Here is a 21,391-nt window from a genome sequence, read left to right as displayed (position 1 = left end):
GATGGAAACGCCCCCGCCGCAGACCGAGCCCACCCCGCCGACCGACGCCGACGTCGCCGCGTTCCAGGAGCAGCTCGGCCGCCCGCCGCGCGGCCTGCGGTCCATCGCGCACCGCTGCCCCTGCGGGCTGCCGGACGTCGTGGAGACGGCACCGCGCCTGCCCGACGGCGCCCCGTTCCCGACGACGTACTACCTGACCTGCCCGCGCGCCAACTCCGCCATCGGCACGCTGGAGGCGAACGGCGTGATGAAGGAGATGACGGACCGGCTCCAGGAGGACGAGGAGCTGGCCGCCGCCTACCGCGCCGCGCACGAGGACTACATCGCCCGCCGGGACGCCATCGAGGTGCTCCAGGGCTTCCCCAGCGCGGGCGGCATGCCGGACCGCGTGAAGTGTCTGCACGTCCTCGTCGCGCACTCGCTGGTCGCGGGTCCCGGCGTCAACCCGCTGGGGGACGAGGCCCTGGCGATGCTGCCCGAGTGGTGGAGCAAGGGCCCCTGCGTCTCCTGCGGCCCCGAGAAGACCCCCGGTGAGGAGAAGGCCCAGTGACCGTCACCCGCGTCGCCGCCGTCGACTGCGGCACCAACTCCATCCGGCTGCTCGTCGCCGACATCGACCCGGCGACGGGTGAACTGACCGAGCTGGACCGGCGGATGGAGATCGTCCGCCTCGGCCAGGACGTCGACCGGACCGGCCGGTTCGCGCCGGAGGCGCTGGAGCGCACCTTCGCCGCCTGCCGTACGTACGCCGGGGTGATACGCGAACTCGGCGTCCCCGCCGGGCGCCTGCGCTTCGCGGCCACCTCCGCCTCCCGTGACGTCGCCAACCGGGACGAGTTCGTCGCGGGCGTCGTGGCCATCCTCGGGGTGGAGCCCGAGGTCATCACCGGGGACGAGGAGGCGGAGTTCTCCTTCACCGGTGCCACCAAGGAGCTCGCCGGCCGCGGCGACCTCGCGGCGGCGCCGTACCTGGTGGTCGACATCGGCGGCGGCTCCACCGAGTTCGTCGTCGGGGACGCGCACGTGACGGCGGCCCGCAGCGTCGACGTCGGCTGCGTCCGCATGACGGAGCGGCACTTCGTCCAGGACGGCGCCGTCAGCCCGACGCCGACGGACGCGCAGATCCGCGCCGTGCGCGCGGACGTCGAGGCCGCGCTCGACACCGTCGCCGCGACGGTCCCGCTGGAGCGGGCCCGTACGCTCGTCGGCCTCGCCGGTACGGTCACCACGCTCGCCGGGATCGCCCTCGGCCTGGAGGCGTACGACTCCGCGGCGATCCACCACTCGCGGCTCGGTCACGAGCAGGTCGCCGAGATCACCGAGCGGCTGCTGGCGGCCACCCACGACGAGCGCGCGGCGATCCCGGTGATGCATCCGGGGCGGGTCGACGTGATCTCGGCGGGCGCGCTGGTGCTGCTCGCGATCATGGAGCGCACGGGTGCCGAGGAGGTCGTCGTCAGCGAGCACGACATCCTCGACGGCATCGCCCACAAGGTGGCCGAGGAGGCCGTGGCCGAGCGGTAGTTCCGCGAGCCCGAGCACCACGGCGCGGTCCCGCCCGCCGTCCCCGGAGGACGGCGGGCGGGACCGCGCTTTTTCGTGTCCGCGTCCGGGTACCGTCCGCTCCGGTTGATAGGTAGCCGTTCGGCTGCCTATGCTGAAGGCAGCCAAACAGCTGCATATCCGGGGAGGGAGCACGTGATGGACGAGGTGTTCAAGGCGCTGGCCGACCCCAGCCGCCGTGCCCTGCTCGACAGCCTGAACGCACACAACGGGCAGACCCTGCGCGAACTGTGCGCGGGACTGGACATGGCGCGGCAGTCCGTCAGCAAGCATCTGGCGCTGCTGGAGGCGGCGCATCTCGTGACGACCGTCCGGCGCGGCCGGGAAAAGCTCCACTACCTCAACGCCGAGCCGATCCACGCGCTCTCCGAACGGTGGATCCGGCAGTACGACCGAGAGCGCGTGCGCGCCCTCGCCGACCTGAAGACCGCATTGGAGCAGCCCGCCATGACCAGCAACGACGCCTTCGTCTACATGACGTACATCCGCACCACGCCCGAGCGCCTCTGGCAGGCGCTGACCGACCCGGCGTTCACCCGCAGGTACTGGGGCGTCGCCCTGGAGACGGACTGGGCCGTCGGCTCGGCGATGGTCTGGGAGGAGGGCGGCGACGGCGCGCAGAGCCGCAGCCGGACCGAGGACCCCGGCCAGGTCGTCCTGGAGGCGGAGCCGGGCCGCAGGCTGGCGTACACCTGGCACACCTTCACGCCGGAGTGGGCCGCCTCCGTCGGCGTCGACGAGGAGACCCGCGCGCGGCTGGCCGCCGAGCGCCGCTCCAAGGTCACCTTCGACCTCGAGCCGCTCGGCGAGATGGTCAAACTCACCGTCGTGCACGACGACTTCGAGCCCGACAGCACCCTGCGCGGCATGATCGGCGAGGGCTGGCCCGCGCTCCTCGCGAGCCTCAAGACCCTCCTGGAGACGGGCGACCCGCTGCCGCAGTGAGCCGGGCCCGGAGGCCGGCTCAGGGGCGCGCGAGGGCGTACGCGCGCAGCTCGCGGAAGTTGTCCCGGTAGGCGTCGTGCACGGCCGCGCCGGGGACCCGCAGGACGTTCTCGTCGTCGTCCACCAGCGAGCTCATGTTCAGGTTGTGCGAGCCGACCCAGACGGTCTTGCCGTCCGGCGAGCCGGCCAGATTCCCGTCCACGGCCAGGTACTTGGAGTGGACGGTCTTCGCGCCGCTCGCCGCCCCGTCGAGGTGGTGCAGCGTGATGTTCGGGTGCTCCAGCATCGGCCCGGCGGACGCCCCCATCGCCGTGTACGCGATCTCGACCTTCGCCCCCGCCCGCGCGCGGGAACGCAGGGCCTCGGCCACGGACGTCCGGGTGAGCGAGGGCGTCGCGACCCGGATGACCGCGGGCTCGCCCCCGCCGTCCACCGCCTCCACGCCGCTCACCGCTTCGGCCAGCGGGTCCCCGGAGGCGCGGGGGAAGGTGGCCAGCTCCAGGCCGCCGGGCAGCGAGGACGTCGTCCCGTAGTCCTCGGTGCGGACGGTGCCGCTCGCCTGGTCCGTCCAGAAGTCGCGGTAGGCGCGGTGCAGTTCGGGGCTGTCCGGCTGGGTGTAGACGTTGTTGAAGAAGCGGGTCAGGTTCAGCCCGGTGAAATTCGCCGACGAGGTGACCACCACGTTCTCCGCGTCCCCCGTGCGGGAGAACAGGAAGAACTTGTTGTGGTTGATCGACGGCCGCACCGTCGAGACACAGCCCGTTCCGCGCGGGCACACCACCACGTGCGAGGGCCGGCTCCGGTCCGTCCCCAGGGCCCGCAGGACGGCCCGGGAGGCGGGCGCGGCCGAGTGCTTCTCGTCGAGGACCAGCCGGACGGCGACGCCGCGCCGGTGCGCCGCGATCAGCGCGTCGGAGACGACGGTGTCGTCCAGCGCGTACAGCGAGGAGTGGATCACCGCGCCGCGCGGGGCCAGGCCGATCAGCCGCACGATGTGGTCCCGCACCCGGCTCTGCTCCGCCGCGCTCCCACCCGGATCGTTGAAGACGGCCCCGGTCCCGACGCCGGGCACCTCGTGCGCGGTGGCCGGGGCGGTGGCGAGGACGGCGAGCGCGAGGGCGCTCAGCACGGCACGGGCGGCGAGGTACGGCTGCTTCACGGCGCTCTTCTCACGGGGGACCGGCGGGGAGAGAGGCCACAACGTAGTGACCGCCGCGCGCGCCGGGGCGGAGGTGCCGCCGCCGCATCCCGTGAACGGCCCCACGACTCCTGCCGATCGGGCGACGGGACGACGGCCGGGCGGGCGTTCCTCCGGGACCGGTCGGGTGTCCGTCGGCGCGGCGCTGCCACACGCGGGCCAACTGGCCCTGCGTACACGGGAGTTCGGACCGGGAATCCGGTCGCCACCGGACCCGGTCGTCCGTAGGGTGGCGGGATGTCACGCGCGAGGACCTCGTACGTCTGCCTGCCCTGCCGGGGGGCGTACAAGCTGGAGTACGGCCCCGGGCGCGAGCGGCGCTGTCCGCGCTGCGCCGCGCCGATGTTCCATGCCGGGTCCGCCTTCGCGGCGCCGAAGCGGCGGGACGCGGAGGGCTGGCGGGTGCTGACGGTGCTGCTGAACGCAGGGGCGGGCTTCCACAAGAGCTGCTGCGGCGGACCGGGATACCGGCCGCGCACCTGGGGCGAGGTGCGGGAGCGCATGGCCTGGGCACGGCGTACGGGGGAGCCGCCGGAGCGGGCGCTGGTGCGCCGGGAGCTGCCGTAGGGGCGGGATCGCCGCGCCGGGGGTGCGTGGGTCCGGACCGCCGTGCCGAGGGCGGGAGTTGGCGTTCCGCGCGGTCCCGGCAGCGGGACTCACTTGAGCGCCCCGTGTCTCCCTTGGTAGACATGAGCGGCCGCTCACGGGTCGGGAGGCGGGTCTCGGCGAACGGGCTTCGTGAATTTCTTCACATGAGAAAGTGCCCCGCGCGGCCCAAAAAGTGACGCCAAAGACAGGATAGCGGCCGATCCGGCGGGCCCAATCCAAGGCCAAGGCTCCTCGGGCGGCGCCGCGGGAAACCGTGCCACCGCCCCGTCCGCCGGGCTCCCGGGCGGCGATAAGCGCAGTTCACGCGGGCTCTGAACGGCCAGTGGATCCGTACGGTTCCCCGGAAACGCTGTGGTCTCGATCACGAGGGCGGCGGAGTGTAGCAGAGGGGGCACCGAACCTTGTGAAGGCCCTCACGAGGGTCCCCTCCGCAGGAGGTGGATACTCGAATCCATGAGCACCACGGAGCGTCCCCGAATCCTCGTTGTAGGTGGCGGGTACGTCGGCCTGTACGCAGCACGGCGCATCCTCAAGAAGATGCGGTACGGCGAGGCGACCGTCACCGTCGTCGACCCGCGCTCGTACATGACGTACCAGCCCTTCCTGCCCGAAACCGCGGCCGGCAGCATCTCCCCGCGCCACGTCGTCGTCCCGTTGCGGCGCGTGCTGCCGAAGGCGGAGGTCCTCACCGGCCGTGTGACGACCATCGACCAGGACCGCAAGGTCGCGTCGGTCGCGCCGCTCGTCGGCGAGCCGTACGAACTGCCCTTCGACTACCTCGTGGTGGCGATGGGCGCGGTCTCCCGCACCTTCCCGATTCCCGGCCTCGCCGAGAACGGCATCGGCATGAAGGGCGTGGAGGAGGCCATCGGCCTGCGCAACCACGTCCTGGAGCAGCTGGACAAGGCCGACTCGACCACCGACGAGGAGGTGCGCCGCCGCGCGCTGACCTTCGTCTTCGTCGGCGGTGGCTTCGCGGGCGCGGAGACCATCGGCGAGGTCGAGGACATGGCCCGCGACGCCGCCAAGTACTACCCGAACGTCCGGCGCGAGGACATGCGCTTCGTGCTCGTCGACGCGGCGCCCGGCATCCTGCCCGAGGTCGGCCCGAAGCTCGGCGCGTACGGCCTGGAGCACCTGAAGCAGCGCGGCATCGAGGTCTACCTCAACACCTCGATGGACTCCTGCGTCGACGGTCACGTCGTGCTGAAGAACGGCTTCGAGGCCGACTCCAACACGATCGTCTGGACCGCCGGTGTGAAGCCGAACCCGGTCCTGTCCGAGTTCGGTCTGCCGCTCGGCCCGAAGGGCCACGTCGACGTGGACGCCACCATGCAGGTCAAGGGCGTCGGGTACGCCTGGGCCGCCGGTGACAACGCGCAGGTGCCGGACCTGGCCTCCGACAAGGACCCGGCGTTCTGCCCGCCCAACGCGCAGCACGCGCTGCGTCAGGCGAAGGTCCTCGGCGACAACGTCATCTCCGGGATGCGCGGCTTCCCGCAGAGCGACTACAAGCACGCCAACAAGGGCGCGGTCGCCGGTCTGGGTCTGCACAAGGGCGTCGCGATGATCGTCCTCGGCAAGACCAAGATCAAGCTGAAGGGCCGTCTGGCCTGGTACATGCACCGCGCGTACCACGGCATGGCCGTCCCGACGTGGAACCGGAAGATCCGGGTCTTCGCCGACTGGACGCTCGGCATGTTCCTCAAGCGCGAGGTCGTCTCCCTCGGCGCGATGGAGCGCCCGCGCGGCGAGTTCTACGAGGCCGCCGCACCGGTGACCGCCGCGGCGCAGGCCAAGGCGAAGGCGGCCAAGGAGTCCGAGGGCTCCGAGGGCAAGGCCAAGGCCGAAGCCGGCGCCAAGGCGTCCTGACGCCAGGCACGTTGCCGCTGCCGTGACCCCGGCGGCCGCCGCGGGCTCTGAGGGTGAGCCCGCGGCCCCGCGAGGCAGGTGAGGCCGGTCCGCCGCACGCGGACCGGACTCGCACCGGGCCACGCGTCTCCTGACCTGCGGTCAGGAGGCCGCCGAGGGCCGGGAGTCCGGTACGCCGCACCGGCCGCGCCCGGTCCGCGCGTATGCGCCGGGCCTCCGGCGCCGGTACGCGGGCGCACCCGGGCCCAACTGTCCCGCGCGGGCAGGGAGTTCCGGTCCGGCCGGGCAGCGAAACACAGCACAGCACCCCGTCGAAGGGGGTATCCGCCATCCGTGGGGCGGATACCCCCTTCGGCTTTTTTGTGCCCGCACGCGGGCGCACAGGGCCCGCGCGCGGGAGAGACATGCACCGGGAGGCGCGAGCGGCGCGGTGGGCGTGCCCGACCGCGGCCCCGGGGAAGAAAATCACCGAATACCCGCCCGGGACCGGCATACACCGCAGCACGATCTTGTTAGCTGTATGGGGAATCCACCCCTTCATTCCACGGAGGTGTGTTTCATGACTGACACAGCGTCGCGGATCGCCGCGCTCGCTGAACGGATCCTCGGCACCCCGCTCCCGGTGCGCGTCCGCGCATGGGACGGCTCCGAAGCGGGCCCCGCCACCGTGGCCCGCACCGGGCCCCCGAGCCCCTCCGATCCCGCCCCCGTCCCCGCCCCCGTCCCCGCCCCCGTCCTCGTGCTCCGCAGCCGGCGTGCCCTGCGCCGGGTGCTGTGGTGTCCGGGCGAGCTGGGCCTGGCCCGCGCCTGGGTCGCCGGTGAGATCGACGTCGACGGCGACCTGTACACCGCGCTGGACCTGATGGCCGGCCTGATCTGGGAGCGCGGCGAGGACGGCGGGCCCCGGCGCGGCGCCCTCGCGCTCGCCCGCGACCCGGCCGTCCGGTCCGCCGTACGCGAACTCCTCGCGCTCGCGGGCCCGTTGCCGCCCCCGCCGCCGCCCCGCGAGGAGAACCGGCGCCGCAAGGGCCTGCGGCACACCCTCGGCCGCGACCGCGAGGCGATCAGCCACCACTACGACGTCGGCAACGACTTCTACGAACTCGTCCTCGGCCCGAGCATGGTCTACTCCTGCGGCTACTGGAGCGACGGCGGGACGCTGGAGGAGGCCCAGCGCGACAAGGTCGACGTGATCTGCCGCAAGCTCGCGCTGCGCGAGGGCCAGCGGCTGCTGGACGTCGGCTGCGGCTGGGGCTCCCTCGCGCTGCACGCGGCCGGCGAGTACGGCGTCCAGGTCGTCGGCGTGACGCTCTCCCAGGAACAGGCCGCGTACGCGCGCAAGCGCGTCGCCGACGCGGGGCTCACCGACCGCGTCGAGATCCGGGTGCAGGACTACCGCGAGATCCCCGACGGCCCCTACGACGCGATCTCCTCCGTCGGCATGGCCGAGCACGTCGGCAAGGTCCGGTACCGGGAGTACGCGGACGACCTGTACGCGCTGCTCAAGCCCGGCGGCCGGCTGCTCAACCACCAGATCGCCCGCCGCCCGCTGCGGGACGAGGAGACGTACGAGGTCGACGAGTTCATCGACGCGTACGTCTTCCCCGACGGGGAGCTCGCGCCCGTCGGGACCACGGCCGGGCTGCTGGAGGACGCCGGATTCGAGGTGCGGGACCTGGAGAGCATCCGCGAGCACTACGCGCTCACGCTGCGCGCCTGGGTCGCCAACCTGGAGGACGGGTTCCGCCGCGCCTGCCTGCTCACCACGCCGGGACGCGCGCGCGTGTGGCGGCTGTACATGGCCGCCTCCGCGCTCGCCTTCGAACGCAACCGGATCGGCGTCAACCAGATCCTCGCCGTCCGCACCCCGGACAGCGGCGCCTCCGGCCTGCCGCTGCGGACGCGGGAGTGGCGCGCGGAGTAGCCCGTACGCCGCGCCCCGAACGCACGGTTCCCCGCGCCCCGGGAAGGGGGCGCGGGGAACCGTCACGTCGGGAGCGGGTCCTTCACTCGCTCTTGATGGACGCCAGCATGTTCAGCCGGGCCGCGCGGCGGGCCGGCCACAGCGCGGCCAGGATGCCGACCAGGGCGGCCATCGCCAGGAACACGCCGATCCGGCCCCAGGGCAGCACCAGTTGGTACGTCGGCAGCGAGGACGCCAGCAGCTCACCGGCGGCCCAGCCGAAGAAGACCCCGAGCCCGATACCCATCACGCCGCCGAACAGCGAGATGACCAGCGACTCCATGCGGACCATCCGCTTCACGCCGCGCCGGTCCAGACCGATCGCCCGCAGCATGCCGATCTCCTGCGAGCGCTCGAAGACGGACATGGCCAGCGTGTTGATCACGCCGAGCACGGCGACCACGACGGCCATCGCGAGCAGCCCGTAGAGCATGTTCAGCATCAGCGTGAAGATCTGCGCGATGCCCTCGGAGACGTCCTTCTTGTCCTGGACGAGCACCGCCGGGTTGTTGCCCAGCGTCTTCTCCAGCGAGGACTTCACCGCGTCCGTCGCGCCGTCCGCCGTCTTCACCATGACCTTCATGTCCGCGACGTGCTCGATGTGCGGGGTGAGGGTCTTGGTGTCGACGATGATGCCGGTCACCATCTCGTTGCCCTCGTAGACGCCGGAGACGGTCAGCTCGCCCTTCGCGCCGTCCTCGTAGGTGACGGGGAAGGAGGAGCCCTGCTTCCAGCCGTGCTCCTTCGCGGTGTCCTTGTCGACGACGACCTTGCCGCCGCCGAGGGCGCTGTCGTCGCCCGAGGTGAAGTCGAGGTTCGTCAGCTGCGCGAAGGCGGAGCCGTTGACGCCGGTGAGGTACTCGGTGCCGCCGTCGACCTGCGCGGCCGAGTTCCGCATCGGGCTGCTGGCCGTGACCTGCGGGTCCTTCGCCAGCTTCTGCCCGACCTCGGGGGAGAGCGGCATGAAGTTGGCCATGGAGACGGTGTAGTCGGCGGCGAGCGACTCCGTCGCCATCCGGTCGATGCCCTTCTGCACGCTCCCGGCGATCACGGTCATGCCGGTGATGAGCGTCAGACCGATCATCAGCGCCGAGGCGGTGGCGGCGGTACGGCGCGGGTTGCGCACCGCGTTCTGCCGCGCGAGCTTGCCCGAGACCCCGAAGATCCGCAGCAGCGGCGAGGCGGCGGCGATCAGCGGCCGGGACAGCAGCGGCGTCAGCACGAACACGCCGATCAGCATCAGCCCGGCGCCCAGCCCCATCGGGCCCTTGCCGGAGTCCGCGTCCGACATCCCGGACGCGGTGACGACGAGCGCCGCGCCGGCGCCGGTCAGCAGCGCGCCGAGGGTGTTGCGCACCAGCAGGGAGCGCGTCGTGGCGACCGCGTGCACGCTGCTCATCGCCGCCACCGGCGGGATCTTCGCCGCGCGCCGCGCGGGCAGCCAGGCCGCGAGGACGGTGATCAGCACGCCCGTCACCAGCGAGGCGACCACGGCGGTCGGGGTGACCACGAGCGGCCCGTCCGGCATCGTCGCGCCGAAGTTGCCCATCAGGGCACGCAGTCCGGCACCGATGCCGATGCCCGCCAGGAGACCGGCGACGGCCGCGACCGTGCCGACCACGAAGGCCTCGATCAGCACCGACCGCGTCACCTGACGGCGGCTCGCGCCGACCGCCCGCATCAGCGCGAGCTCCTTCGTACGCTGCGCCACGAGCATGGTGAAGGTGTTGGCGATGATGAAGACGCCGACGAACAGCGCGATCCCGGCGAAGACCAGCAGGCCGGTCTGCATGCCGCTCATCGACTGCTCGATCATCTCCGACTCGTCCTCGGCCAGCTTTTCGCCGGTGACGACCTCGGTGCCGTCCGGAACGGCCTTCTCGACCGCGGACTTCAGCTGCGCCTGGGACGTCCCCTCGGCGGCGGCGACGGTGATCTCGGCGAACTGGCCCGGCTGACCGAGCAGTTGCTGCGCGGTGGCGGTGTCGAACAGCACCAGCGTGCCGCCCGCGGCGACGCTGCCGCTCTCGGTGGTGAAGACGCCGGTGACCTTCTCGGTGCGGACCGGGCCGTCCACCGACAGGCGGGCCTCGTCGCCGACCTTGTAGCCGGTGCGCTCGGCGGTCTTCGCGTCGATCGCGATCTCGCCGGAGCGCTGCGGGGCGCGGCCGTCCCGCATCGGGTAGCGGTCGTCGCGGCCGTCGGCGCCGTCCGCGTAGTAGTTCGCGCCGGAGGAGGTGAAGCCCTCGCCGACGGGCTTGCCCTTCTTGTCGGCGAGCGCGGTGAACCCGGTGACGGAGCCGGTGACCTCGCCCGCGCCGGGCAGGTCACGGACGGCGTCGAGGGTGCGCTGGTCGAGCTTCGGGCCCTCGTCGGCGGCGCCGGGCGCACCGGGGCCCGCGGGCTGGCCGGCGCCCGGGCCGGGGCGGACGGCTACGTCGACGTTGCTGTAGCCCTTTTCCGAACTCTTCTGGAAAGCCTGGGAGATGGTGGAGGTGAAGACCAGGGTGCCGGACACGAAGGCCACGCCGAGCATGACGGCGAGCACGGTCATCAGCAGCCGGGCCTTGTGCGCGAGCACGTTGCGCAAGGCGGTACGGAGCATGGGTGATCGTCCCTAGAGGGGGCTGGAGAAAAAGCAGGGGGAGGGTGCCGGGCGGGGCCGGCCGTGACGCGGCGCGGTGGCCGCCCGGCTCAGCTCGTACGGCGTCCCGCCTCGAAGCCCTTCATCCGCTCCAGGACGGAGTCGGCGCTCGGGTCCCGCAGGTCGTCCACGATCCGCCCGTCCGCCAGGAAGACGACGCGGTCGGCGTACGAGGCGGCCACCGGGTCGTGCGTCACCATGACGACGGTCTGGCCCAGTTCGCGGACGGAGTTGCGCAGGAAGCCGAGCACCTCGGCACCGGACTGCGAGTCCAGGTTGCCGGTCGGCTCGTCACCGAAGATGATCTCCGGCTGTCCCGCGAGCGCCCGGGCCACGGCGACGCGCTGCTGCTGGCCGCCGGACAGCTGGTTCGGCCGGTGCTTCAGCCGGTCCGCCAGGCCGACGGTGCGCAGCACGCGGTCCAGCCACTCCTGGTCGGGCTTGCGGCCCGCGATGTCCATGGGGAGCGTGATGTTCTCGATGGCGTTGAGCGTCGGCAGCAGGTTGAACGCCTGGAAGATGAACCCGATCCGGTCCCGGCGCAGCTGCGTGAGCTTCTTGTCCTTCAGGCCGGTCAGCTCGGTGTCGCCGATGCGGGCGCTGCCGCCGGAGATCGAGTCGAGGCCCGCCATGCAGTGCATCAGGGTCGACTTGCCGGACCCGGAGGGCCCCATGATCGCGGTGAACTCCGCCTTCCGGAATTCGACGGAGACCCGGTCCAGGGCGACCACCTTGGTCTCCCCCTGTCCGTAGACCTTCGTCAGGTCCGTGGCACAGGCGGCTGCGGTGCCGGAGGCGGCCTGCGCGTCGGCCGTGCTGGCGCCGGCGTGGGTGGTCGTGGTCACGGGTGGTGCTCCTGTCTGTTCCGTGTGGTGTCTGCGGGTCGTGCCGTGTGCGGTCGGGCGGTGCGGCTCCGGCGGGCTCGGTGCCCTCGGGCTCCGGTGGTGCGGGACGAGCCGCGTTGCTCGTCTCCGTCACGTGCCGCTCGTCCGGCGGGTGCCGCCGGTCCGTGCCGCCGGTCCCGGGTGCGGTGCGGGTGCGCCGCGTCGGCCGGGACGGGTGACGGGCCTGGTGCGGGAGCGGTGGGCGCCCGCACCGGCACGGGTGTGCCGGGGCCGCGGCTCCCTCCGCCGCCTGCCGTGGCGTGCGCACGCCGGTGGCTCACGGGTGAGGGAACTTTTCCGTCTACTTCATCGTCGCGGCCGAGCGGCCCCGCCGGATCAGCCCCCGCTCCCGTTTCCGGGGCAGCCTTCGGAGGTAGCCGGACCCGCCCCCGTCATCCCTGGGTAGGAGAGCGACCCTGAGCCCCGGTCGGACGCTCGCGCGCCGAGCCGGGGCGCTCGCGGCTTCGCGTACGGGGGCCCCGAACTCCGGAAGTCGCGTTCGCCGGTGCCGGGTCTTCCGGCCGAACTCCGGAAGTCGTCTTCTTCCCGAAGGTGATCTTGGTGCATATACCGGGCGCACGGTTTTCACGTGGCCGCCCCGTGGGTGCCCCCGCTGCGCCCTGTGTGCTTCGGCTCGTACTGTGCGGTCCAGGCCCCTCTCCGGGGCCCCGCGTTACCGCTCGTCACCACGGAGAACAGGCGTCGAGGGGGGTGCGGCACCCCCACCGGGGACAGCGAGTTTCCGTCATTCCGCAGGCCACAGGCCGCCTCACGGGCGTGGCCCCGAGGTGGCACATGCGGCACTGACGTCACGTCAGTCGCCAATAAAATAAGACAACATCCGTACACCGCGCGGCTGTTCGGACTCTGACGCTGGATAGGCTCGTACCTGCGCCCTGGGGAGGGCTGCACGCGCTCCGAACGCACCCGATGCGGTCTGGAGCCGGTGCCCGGATGGTGGAATGCAGACACGACGAGCTTAAACCTCGTTGGCCCACGGGCCGTGCCGGTTCAAGTCCGGCTCCGGGCACCTTCAAATCCCCTGGTCACAAGGGTTGTTGAAGATTCTGACGCTCCATCATGGGAACACGCGCTCCGGCACGGTGTGATCTGCTCGCCTCAGCGAGGCTGTGCATTGGAGGGTGTGCAAGGGGTGGTCGCAATCCGGTGATACCTGATGTTGCCGCTGAAACGGAGCCGCGTCCCCGAGGGCGCGGTGACGACGGCGTCCCAACGGTCCCCTCGCGGCATCGAGGGGCCTCAAGGGAGCCGCGCCCCCGGAGGAAGCGGTGACAACGGCCCAGGCCCCGGTGCAACTTCCGGTCGGAGGTGCCGCAACGGATCCGCGCCCCCGAGGGCGCGGTGACTGGTCGACGAACCGGTCCGCATCGAGCTGGTAGTGCTGCCACAACGGAGCCGCGGCCCTGAGGACGCGGTGACAGAAGTGCGTGCCGGGGTGGACGTCGCCGATGACCTTGCCACAACGGAGCCGCGTACCTGCGGACGCGGTGACCGGTTGATTACCTCAAGGGCGCGCACAAGCGCTACACGCGGCAATGGAGCCGCGCCCTGGCGGACGCGGTGATACTCGACCTGGCTACCGAGCTGCACAACGTCCTGCTCGCCACAACGAAGCCGCACGCCTGAGGACGTGGTGACCGTCGCCTTCGTCGTGTGGAAAGTCTGCGAAGAAGACGGTGCCCACAACGGAGCCGCACGCCTGAGGATGCGGTGACCGAGTTCCAGGGGTGCCTGGAATGCGTACATCTCAGCCCGCCGCAACGGAGCCGCGCCCCTGAGGACGCGGTGACCCTCGCGTCGTGCCCGCATGCGTAGTCGATGTGCTCGCCGCAACGGGGCCGTGCCCCTGAGGACGCGGTGACACCCCCGCGCCCTCGTCACGCCGACGGTCGACGCCACGGGCCGCAACGGAGCCGCGCTCTTGAAGACGCGGTGACACGGACAGGGCCGGCGAGTCCATGCGGTGCGGGGTCACGCCGCAACGGAGCCGCGCCCCTGGGGCGCGGTGAAAGGCCGATCTCGCCAGCGAGTCGGTCGCAGCAGTGCCACAGCGGGGCTGCGCCTCTGGTCGTGACCGCCGACTTCCAGTTCCTCCCTCAACTCGTTGGCCGCCCCAACTGGACCCCTCCCCCGAGGAACGCAGCGCTGGATCGTTCATGTGGCCTGGTGCACCCGGACGTTGAGAGAGGTGAGTACGCCAGCCGATTTCCGTCCTGGGATGGTGACACGGCGGGCGGCGCCCGCGGTGAAGATCGACAGCGGTTGCCACAGGGTGGGGTCCAGTGTGGGTGGGGTGTTTCGGTCGGTCGTTGGGAGCGGGCGGAGGGCGGGGTGGTCGAGGACGGCTTGGACGCTGGGGACGGTGAGGGGGGTGTGCCACAGGGGCCAGATCATCACGGGGCGGTTGGCGATGGTGTGCCAGAGGGTTGCCTGGACGCGGGTGCCGTCGCCGGAGAGGTGGAGGAGCGGGAGTGCCATGGTGGCGAGCCAGGTGGCGCCGGGGATGCCGCGTTCGCTGCTTTCGCCGTGTGGGTCGTCGGCGGCGCTGTTGAGGACCTGGTGGTCGAGGTATTCGCCGGTGACGCCCGGGATGCGGCGCCATTGGACGAGGGCCTCGCGCAAGTAGGCCGGGGTGCGGCGGACGAGGCCGAGGGGTTTCTCGAAGAAGGTGCGGACCGTCTGTTTTCCGCTGGGCGCCATGTAGGGCGTGAGGGCGACTCTGCCGCGCTGGTCCTCTGCCTGATCCGTGACGAGGTGGGGGAGCCAGCGATCGGCGAAGCCGGGGTCGATCTTCCTGATTCGCTGGTCGAGTGTGCGGTAGTCCCCACGGAGGGGGCGCATGGGGTCGCCGCCTGTGCTTCCGGCGGGGAAAGGGAGGTCGGGGTGGACTCCGGGCAGGACCGCGTCCTCGGAGACCGAAGTTGCGATGCTGGAGAGCTGTTCGGTGATGCTCTCCAGGTCGGGGAAGTGGCTGGTGAGGATGGCTGAGCCCGTGGTGCGGGAGAAGGACAGCCGTGGCCAGGCTTCGGCGGGGTCGTCGGGGGTGAGGAGGCGGAGGAGGCCGAGGGCGGCGAGGAAGCCGAGCTGGTGACGGCCGTCCAGGGCGGGGAGTTCGACTTGGTGCTGGCTCATGAGCCGGCCTCCTCGGGTGCCGGGTGTTGTTCGTTGCGTACGGAGGCCCAGATGTCGGCGAGGCGGACGAGGGATTCGAGGCGGGCCAAGCCCCAGTGCCCGTAGCGCTGGTTGAGGAGCTGGAATCGCACCGGGGCTTCGAGATCGACGGTGTCGGCGCTGGAGAGCCGGCGGTCGTGTTCGTCGAGGTGGGTGGGGGAGGGGTCGGTGACCGGTGGCAGGAGAGCGCGGTTGCGTCCGTGGTGGCTGGTGACCAGGTGGATCACCAACTCCGGGTCGAGCGGTTCGAAGTGGGTGTAGTCCTGCTTCTCCAGGCGGGCCCGGGCGACGAGGCCGGAGAGGGCTTCGTGCCGCATGCCGTGCGGGTAGCCGGAGCGTTGCTGCGCTCGGACGAAGGCAGCGTGGTCGGTGGGGTCCAAGCCGGACTTGGCTCTCGGCTCCGGAGACAGCATCTGTGCCCAGTGGTCGCCGCCGTGGAGCATGGTCTGGAAGCGCAGTTCGCGCTTTCCCTCGTCGTGCAGAAGGGCCGCCAGCCGGACGCTGTTCCTCAGCTGTTCGGGCAGGCCGAGATTGCGGGCGAACTCGTCGGCCCGGCGCTGAACCGCCTCCTGATGAGGAGCCAGGTTCATCGTCACACCGAGGGCGGTGGAGCCGCCGGATTCCAGGTCGCCGCCCACGGCTTGTGGCGAGGCAGTGAGGAGGTAGTCCGCGGACGGCCGCTCGGTTCCCGGGATCTCGTAGGGGAGCAGCCGAGGGGATCCCATCAGCGAGCGCAGGACACGCAGGTGCGGCAGCGGACTCCCGTCATTCCCGCCGGCTGCGGGGAGCGCCGCCCCCAGAGGCGCCAGCATGGTGCTGAGATCGTCTCGCGCGAGACCGCCGTCGGAGTGGAGCCGTTTCACGCATTCTTTGGCGAACACCCCCCACAGACAGCCGAGTTCATGCTCATCCGGGACACAGTGGGCGACCGCGGCGCCGAGTGCAGGCCCGACGCGAGCGGTTGCCCGCCTGCGCAGGCTGCCTCCCGTCAGGTCGCCCAGGTCGATGACGGGCTGCCGGTGAGTGGGATGCCAGCCGAAGGCGTCGCAGCCTCCTGACGTGGCGGGCACGACGAGCGTGTCCTCGGGGCGGATCTGCGTGGCCGTGACGGGCTCGGGCTCTTTGCCGGTGTGGACGCGGAACGCGACCGGCTTGGTGCTTCTGGGTTCCGGTTCGTCGGGGACCGGTGCGGCTTCGAGGTCGCTGACATCCTCGGCGCCTGCCAGGTCGCCGTCGGAGTGGGGGAGGGAAGCGAGCCAGAGGCGGGCCGCGGCCAGGGGCACTTCGACGGATTCGGAGGCAGCAGGTGGCAGCGCGGCGAGATGGGCTGCTGCTTCCTGCGGTGCGTCCAGGGCGACGTCGTGGCGCCACACCAGGTTGACCTGCGGGCGGGAGTGGTCGATGCCGTGCAGAAACGGTGCGACGTTTGCTTCCTGACCGGGTGTGGGCGTGGGTGAGGTGCGGGCCCACCGGGTCAGGTCCTGGCGGCGCAGCACCGGAACGGTCACCGGGTCGGCGTTGAGTTCCGACCACTCCTCGGGCGACAGCTCTTGCAGAAGGAGCCGAAGGGGCGCGGGAGCGATGTCCAGGCCGGGGCCGGAGAGGTCCAGAGGCTTGTGCGGCTGGCGGGTGAGGAGCGGCGCCTGTTGGCTCTTCAGCCACCCCCAAGTCGCCGCTCGGGCAGTGCCGTACACGTCCTCAGGCGTGTGGGTGCCCTGGATGACCAGGCAGCGGCTGGCGGGCCGTTCACCGAGCCGGTTGAGCCGGCCCAGGCGCTGGGTCAGGGCCGACAGGGAGGCGCATTCGGTCACCAGCGCGTCGCTGTCCAGGTTCGCGCCGACTTCCACAGTCTGCGTGGCGACGACGTACAGGGTGCCGGTGAACGGCTCCCGTTCCCCGGCGCGGATCTTCCCGTACCACCGGGCCAGGAGGTACTCGCGGGCGAGCGGCCGGTTGCGCCCGATGAGGAGGATCGCGCTGCTGCCGTCCCGGTCCAAGTCTTCGCCGTCACAGCTCAGTTCGGTGTGGACCGCTCGGGCGCGGGCGACGGTGTTGCACACCACCAGCACGACGCGGTCCTCGCGCGTCAGCTCGTCGGAGAGCTGACGCGCCGCGGAGGCCATCGCGGAGGCCAGCTTCTGGGGCGCCGTGCTCTTGGTCGTCTTCACCTCCAGCAGGCGCAGCTCCTTCCCTGCGTACAGGCGCTTCCGTGCGAAGGGGTGCGCTTCGTCCTCGGCGTCGATGCCGTGCACGACGGCATCGTCGTCCTGGCGGCTCGCCGACATGGCGACCAGGGCCGGGGTGCGGCCCCGCACGTCCGCCGACGCACCATCCGGCAGCGTTCGCGACTCCAGCTCGCAGGCGGCCCGGACACTGGTGAGGAACGGGTCGGACAGGTGCGCCTCATCGACGACGATCAGGCTGTCTGTACCGACCAACGCCGCGTCGATGGGCCGCAGATGCTCGCCGACGCCGTAGCCGCGGAAGAACAGCCGGCTGCCGACCTGGTCCACCGTGCCCACGACCACCGCGTGCCGGTCGGGGCGCTCCAGCCAGTTCCACGACCAGTCCACACCGCCGCGCATGCGCGTGCACTCCAGGACTGGCCCGTCATCTCCCGGCTGCCGGAGCCGCTCCGCGACGCGTTTCGTCACCGGCCCTGCGTTCGCCGTGTCGGAGAGGGCCTTGCTGATGGCGACGGCGTGCTCGTAGGCCTCGTCCACGACCAGGCGGCGGTCCACCACGAGGAAGGTGCGGCGCCGGGCGGCCGGAACTCCCAGCGCGGCAGCGAACAGCGACACGTCGATGAGGGATGTCTTACCGAGCCCTGTGGGCACGTCCACCGCGCCGGGCCAGCCCTCCTCGACCACCCGCTCCATCAGTTTCCGCTGCCAGGGGAACGGCTCGTACCCGTGCACCTCCTGGTAGAAGGCGCCGAAATCCTTGGTGGACAGAGCGTCCGTCATGCTTTCTCCGCTCCTTCCTTCTGCCTGTGCGGACGCCAGGGAACGAACAGTCCCAGCCCTCCCGAATACCGCATGGCACCGGCAAGGACCGGCCCGACGACAGGCCGTTCGAACGAGACGCGGGCATGGACCAACGGCCGGTCCCGGTAACGCTCCGGAACAGACCCCTTGGCCGGGCGCCGCACCGCCCCTTCACTCATCGGCGCCGGAGACGTGGCCACCTCCGCCGGCTCCGGATACCCGGCCTTGCGCAGGGAGGCGCGCACCAAGTCGTCATACGAGCGGCCGCGCCGCATCCGTCCGTCCGTCAGCACGGGAGTGGCAGTGACCCACTCCCGGACACCGCCCTCCTCACCGGTCCAACGCCGAGCCTGCAATCCCCAGGGCGACCCCGCGTCCACCCCGGCCAGCCGCAGCACCGGAAGACGCGGCGCGACCCGCAGCTCGCTCAACCGGTCCACCAGGACAGCCCGTCCGATACGGATCCAGTCGTCCTGCGGAAGGTCCCGGGGCAGGGCAATGGCCACCCCCAGGACATGACCGTCCGCGTGCCTGCTGCCGACATGGGGAAGCGCCAGGAACGCGACATGCGCCCGCCCGTCCACGCCATGCCCGTGAACCTGCGGCGGCATCTCCTCAGCGGGGCCGTCGATTCGGCTCATCACCGCCTTCCGCAACGCAGCCGCAATGCGGGCCACTTCGGGGCCCGGCACCGGTACGTGACCACGCTCCAGTCCCCACACGAGAAGATCACGGAACGGCCCCTCTACCGGCTCCTCCTCCGCGGCTGCCGCCTCAGATCCCTCGGCCACGTATGAGACGGTCCTGGCCACCTCGTGTGCCCGCATTCCCCGGTCGTAGGCATCGTCGAGAGCGGCCAAATACCCCGGGTAGGGGGCTGCCAACGGCTCGCCCTGCCGGTGCAGTTCGGTCGGTTCGAAGACCCGCCACCCCGCGGGGCCCGGCTCCTCCGGGACTTCCCGCTGCACGTTCACCTCGGCCATGCTCGTCGAACGCCCCACGTACGGAACCCGGAGGGCCAAGCGGTGCAGGCGCTTGAACACCCCCTCGTCCGGCTCCGCCTCCGGCCACACGATCGCGAACCGCTCGGCAGGCGGGACCGCGGACGCCCGGTACCGCTCGTTGTTCGTCCGCCCTGGCCACGACTGACTTCCGCCCTCCGCCTTGATCCGGTTCGTCACCACGAACGACCGCGTAGAACTCGTCGTCGCCGGCCCTGGATCCCACACCTGCGGCAGCGACTGCCGCTCCAGCCACCGCAGAGCCTCCCGGTCCTCCTCGCCTCGCATCGAGGCGACCAGCGCGCAGAACACCCGCGCCGGCGCCGGGGGCCACTCCGCCTGCGAGCGATGAGACCGCGCCGCGTCGTACCTGCCATGACGCAGGCGGACGACCACACTCAGCGTCATCTCACTCGTCCCCGTCGTCCGCCGCCTGCGAGACCGCGTACGACAACGCATTCGCCAACCCGGAAATCGGCTCCACCACGATGGTGTCCTCACCCATCACGACGCCGAACCCGTCAGCCTTGTCCCGCAGTTCATGGAACGCGTCCAGAGCCTGCTGGACAGAGACATCGAGCTCGTCCACACCCCCGCCGGGCCGCTCCAACCCCACCGTCTCGGACTGCTTCGCCAGGTCACATCCCGACCGCAGCCACACCGACGGCTTACCGAAGGCGAGCCGGTCCCCGGCAAGCGCAAGCGCGGCCAGCGTCGCCCGCGCAGCCGTCGCCGCATCCTCCGACACGTCCCCGAACTCCAGCCGCTCCAGGCCCGCAAGCGAGACGGACGCCATCCGGCGCACCTCCCGCACCGTCACCCCGCCCGGCACCGGATTGGGCGCGATGTTCCCGTGCCCGATCTCGGACAACTTCTCTCCCGGGGCCTTCTTCGCCTCGCTGCTCGGCGGCAGGTGCCCCCAGTCCCCCTCCGCCTTCTTCTTGTCGTCCACACGGCCGGTCAGATTCTGCGGATCCAGCCGGCCACCACGCCGAACACCCAGTACAGGGTCCACTCCGTGCATGTAAGCCGCGTACAGACGGGCGAACTTCGGCCAGCGCCCCTTCCTGTGCGAATCCCACGCACCGAACACCAAGGACCCCGGATCGCGCGTGAACAGCGGCCGCACATCCCCCGCAGAGGTCTGCCGCAGGAGCTGCCCGACCTCCGACTTGTCGAACCGGACGCCATCCACGGTGCTGTCACGCAGATACGCATCCGCGTAGCGGTGCGGGAAGTCCAAGGACGTCAACCGAACCTCCCCGTAAGGGGTTTCGGACCGCATCTCGAACAGTGGGTACCGCAGCCGGCCCTTGTCGCGAGCCCGCAGAAGCGCCTCTTCCACGCGATTTGCCTGTGCCTGTTCCTGGTCCAGCGTCACCACAGGGACCCGGCCCTCACCCGGCACCAGCCGATCATGCAGCAGGTACTTCTTGTGGATAGGGTCGTTGTCCCCGATCGGGTACGTCGGCGGCATCACCGTGGCCCCCGTGCCTCCGGCCCCTTGGTACACCGCCTGTACCACCAGCGCCGTGTGCTGACGTTCCTCCCCCACGGCATCCCAAAGCCGCGCTGACAGACTGGCGTTCGCCATCGATCACACCTCCATCGGTAAGTGATCGGAAGGCTGCCACCGGGCACTGACAGCCCGTGCCCGCCTGAGGCGGAATCTCGCCACCTCTTCCACCGTAGATATATCGGGTCAACCGTGAGTAGTAAGCCCGTGAACAGGAAAAACGTGCTCACGGCCTCAAATTCTCCTGGGCCGGAATCAGAGGGGGCGCTCGCCCACGCCCGCGCGCCCCATCGACTTCCTGGACTCCCGGGCCGCTATCGCGCCCCGAACGTTCGTCCGGTCGGAAACGACTGGACCGACCGAGCCGCGAGGCCAGGCGCCAGCAGACGCGGTTCGCGCCGTGAAGGAGTCGCGCCCCGGAGGGCGCGGTGACGCCGGGCAGACCACCGCCTCCCGGTCACCCGCCGGGCCGCAACGGAGCCGCACCCCCGAGGACGCGGTGACCGGGGACGTGAAGTCCGGCTCCGGCAGCGTGCTCTGGCCGCAACGGAGCCGCGCCCCGGAGGACGCGGTGACTTCCAGAGATCCGGTGAGCATGCCGAGGCTCATGCCGCCGCAACGGAGCCGCGCCTCTGAGGACGTGGTGACCAGAGCAAGGTCGAGCGCCGCGCGGTCAAGGCCGGGCCGCAACGGAGCCGCGTCCCGGAGGACGTGGTGACGCGACCGAGCCCGAGCGGCAGCACGAACGCGACACCTCCCCGCAACGGAGCCGCGCCCCTGAGGACGCGGTGACCATGGATGTCCAGCGCATCCCGCACCGACTCCAGCGCGCCGCAACGGAGCCGCGCCCCTGAGGACGCGGTGACCACCACGAGCGCGCGTGAACGCGACCTGGTGAGTGAGCCGCAACGGAGCCGCGCCCCTGAGGACGCGGTGACCGAGCAGACCGACGGTGACGTCCAGGGCGGCGCGGACTGGCCGCAACGGAGCCGCGCCCCTGAGGACGCGGTGACGGCT

The 21,391-nt window shown here is 71.4% G+C and carries 13 protein-coding genes, 1 tRNA gene and 1 CRISPR repeat array; of the genes, 7 read left to right on the top strand and 7 right to left on the bottom strand.

The features are described 5' to 3' along the window. Window position 1: 1 nt before the first annotated feature. The 3 genes from HCC30_RS26965 to HCC30_RS26955 all read left to right on the top strand — a co-directional run bounded on the left by HCC30_RS26965 (window position 2) and on the right by HCC30_RS26955 (window position 2,508). A complete protein-coding gene (locus HCC30_RS26965; RefSeq protein ID WP_169445523.1) occupies window positions 2–550 on the top strand; it encodes a DUF501 domain-containing protein in 549 nt (182 codons plus the stop codon). Further along, entirely contained in the window at window positions 547–1,524 is a 978-nt protein-coding gene (locus tag HCC30_RS26960) for a Ppx/GppA phosphatase family protein (RefSeq protein WP_169445522.1), read from the top strand. The genes HCC30_RS26965 and HCC30_RS26960 overlap by 4 nt, the downstream gene beginning before the upstream one ends. 177 nt (window positions 1,525–1,701) lie before the next feature. Continuing rightward, window positions 1,702–2,508: a metalloregulator ArsR/SmtB family transcription factor gene (locus HCC30_RS26955; RefSeq protein WP_169445521.1), complete on the top strand. Its 807-nt coding sequence runs from the start codon at window positions 1,702–1,704 to the stop codon at window positions 2,506–2,508. A gap of 19 nt (window positions 2,509–2,527) precedes the next feature. Here HCC30_RS26955 and HCC30_RS26950 read toward each other — a convergent pair whose 3' ends face one another. After that, entirely contained in the window at window positions 2,528–3,667 is a 1,140-nt protein-coding gene (locus HCC30_RS26950) for a phospholipase D-like domain-containing protein (RefSeq protein ID WP_169445520.1), read from the bottom strand. Window positions 3,668–3,943: 276 nt separating this feature from the next. Here HCC30_RS26950 and HCC30_RS26945 point away from each other — a divergent pair, with 276 nt between their 5' ends. The 3 genes from HCC30_RS26945 to HCC30_RS26935 all read left to right on the top strand — a co-directional run bounded on the left by HCC30_RS26945 (window position 3,944) and on the right by HCC30_RS26935 (window position 8,111). After that, on the top strand, window positions 3,944–4,273 hold the full coding sequence (locus HCC30_RS26945) for a deoxyxylulose-5-phosphate synthase (protein WP_169445519.1): 330 nt from the start codon (window positions 3,944–3,946) through the stop codon (window positions 4,271–4,273). Between the two features lie 495 nt (window positions 4,274–4,768). After that, a complete protein-coding gene (locus HCC30_RS26940) occupies window positions 4,769–6,187 on the top strand; it encodes an NAD(P)/FAD-dependent oxidoreductase (protein ID WP_169445518.1) in 1,419 nt (472 codons plus the stop codon). Window positions 6,188–6,746: 559 nt separating this feature from the next. Beyond that, complete coding sequence (locus HCC30_RS26935) at window positions 6,747–8,111, top strand: cyclopropane-fatty-acyl-phospholipid synthase family protein (protein WP_169445517.1); 1,365 nt, start codon at window positions 6,747–6,749, stop codon at window positions 8,109–8,111. Between the two features lie 82 nt (window positions 8,112–8,193). On the opposite strand, the gene HCC30_RS26930 is transcribed toward HCC30_RS26935, so the two are convergent. Both HCC30_RS26930 and HCC30_RS26925 read right to left on the bottom strand, forming a co-directional pair. Next, entirely contained in the window at window positions 8,194–10,755 is a 2,562-nt protein-coding gene (locus HCC30_RS26930) for an ABC transporter permease (RefSeq protein ID WP_169445516.1), read from the bottom strand. An 89-nt stretch (window positions 10,756–10,844) separates the two neighbouring features. Next, window positions 10,845–11,639 (bottom strand): ABC transporter ATP-binding protein, encoded by a 795-nt coding sequence (locus HCC30_RS26925; protein ID WP_169445515.1) that lies wholly within the window; start codon window positions 11,637–11,639, stop codon window positions 10,845–10,847. 987 nt (window positions 11,640–12,626) lie between these two features. Here HCC30_RS26925 and HCC30_RS26920 point away from each other — a divergent pair. Then, window positions 12,627–12,708: transfer RNA gene (locus HCC30_RS26920), tRNA-Leu, on the top strand. 1,145 nt (window positions 12,709–13,853) lie between these two features. Here HCC30_RS26920 and HCC30_RS26915 read toward each other — a convergent pair. Genes HCC30_RS26915 through cas7u form a run of 4 tightly spaced genes read right to left on the bottom strand, consistent with a single transcriptional unit; the run spans window position 13,854 to window position 20,452 of the window. Continuing rightward, a complete protein-coding gene (locus HCC30_RS26915) occupies window positions 13,854–14,831 on the bottom strand; it encodes a hypothetical protein (RefSeq protein WP_169445514.1) in 978 nt (325 codons plus the stop codon). After that, a complete protein-coding gene (cas3u, locus tag HCC30_RS26910) occupies window positions 14,828–17,836 on the bottom strand; it encodes a type I-U CRISPR-associated helicase/endonuclease Cas3 (RefSeq protein ID WP_169445513.1) in 3,009 nt (1,002 codons plus the stop codon). Before cas3u ends, HCC30_RS26915 begins: the two co-directional genes overlap by 4 nt. After that, a complete protein-coding gene (gene csb2 / locus HCC30_RS26905; RefSeq protein ID WP_169445512.1) occupies window positions 17,833–19,266 on the bottom strand; it encodes a type I-U CRISPR-associated protein Csb2 in 1,434 nt (477 codons plus the stop codon). Before csb2 ends, cas3u begins: the two co-directional genes overlap by 4 nt. Before the next feature lies 1 nt (window position 19,267). After that, the gene (cas7u, locus tag HCC30_RS26900) at window positions 19,268–20,452 is read right to left on the bottom strand and encodes a type I-U CRISPR-associated RAMP protein Csb1/Cas7u (protein WP_169445511.1); all 1,185 of its coding nucleotides are present in this window, start codon (window positions 20,450–20,452) and stop codon (window positions 19,268–19,270) included. 319 nt (window positions 20,453–20,771) lie between these two features. Next, a CRISPR array of direct repeats spans window positions 20,772–21,387; the repeat unit is 36 nt; unit sequence GCCGCAACGGAGCCGCGCCCCTGAGGACGCGGTGAC. Window positions 21,388–21,391: the final 4 nt, after the last annotated feature.

It is taken from the genome of Streptomyces sp. HNM0574, from assembly GCF_012726235.1.
GTDB lineage: Bacteria > Actinomycetota > Actinomycetes > Streptomycetales > Streptomycetaceae > Streptomyces.
This window is presented reverse-complemented; position numbering and strand designations above follow the sequence as displayed.

Bases quoted from the DNA above. Each gene is read 5' to 3' on its own strand.
- HCC30_RS26965 (WP_169445523.1), top strand. From the start codon at position 2: ATGGAAACGCCCCCGCCGCAGACCGAGCCCACCCCGCCGACCGACGCC.
- HCC30_RS26955 (WP_169445521.1), top strand. From the start codon at position 1,702: ATGGACGAGGTGTTCAAGGCGCTGGCCGACCCCAGCCGCCGTGCCCTG.
- HCC30_RS26945 (WP_169445519.1), top strand. From the start codon at position 3,944: ATGTCACGCGCGAGGACCTCGTACGTCTGCCTGCCCTGCCGGGGGGCG.
- HCC30_RS26940 (WP_169445518.1), top strand. From the start codon at position 4,769: ATGAGCACCACGGAGCGTCCCCGAATCCTCGTTGTAGGTGGCGGGTAC.
- HCC30_RS26935 (WP_169445517.1), top strand. From the start codon at position 6,747: ATGACTGACACAGCGTCGCGGATCGCCGCGCTCGCTGAACGGATCCTC.
- HCC30_RS26930 (WP_169445516.1), bottom strand. From the start codon at position 10,755: ATGCTCCGTACCGCCTTGCGCAACGTGCTCGCGCACAAGGCCCGGCTG.
- HCC30_RS26915 (WP_169445514.1), bottom strand. From the start codon at position 14,831: ATGAGCCAGCACCAAGTCGAACTCCCCGCCCTGGACGGCCGTCACCAG.
- cas3u (WP_169445513.1), bottom strand. From the start codon at position 17,836: ATGACGGACGCTCTGTCCACCAAGGATTTCGGCGCCTTCTACCAGGAG.
- csb2 (WP_169445512.1), bottom strand. From the start codon at position 19,266: ATGACGCTGAGTGTGGTCGTCCGCCTGCGTCATGGCAGGTACGACGCG.
- cas7u (WP_169445511.1), bottom strand. From the start codon at position 20,452: ATGGCGAACGCCAGTCTGTCAGCGCGGCTTTGGGATGCCGTGGGGGAG.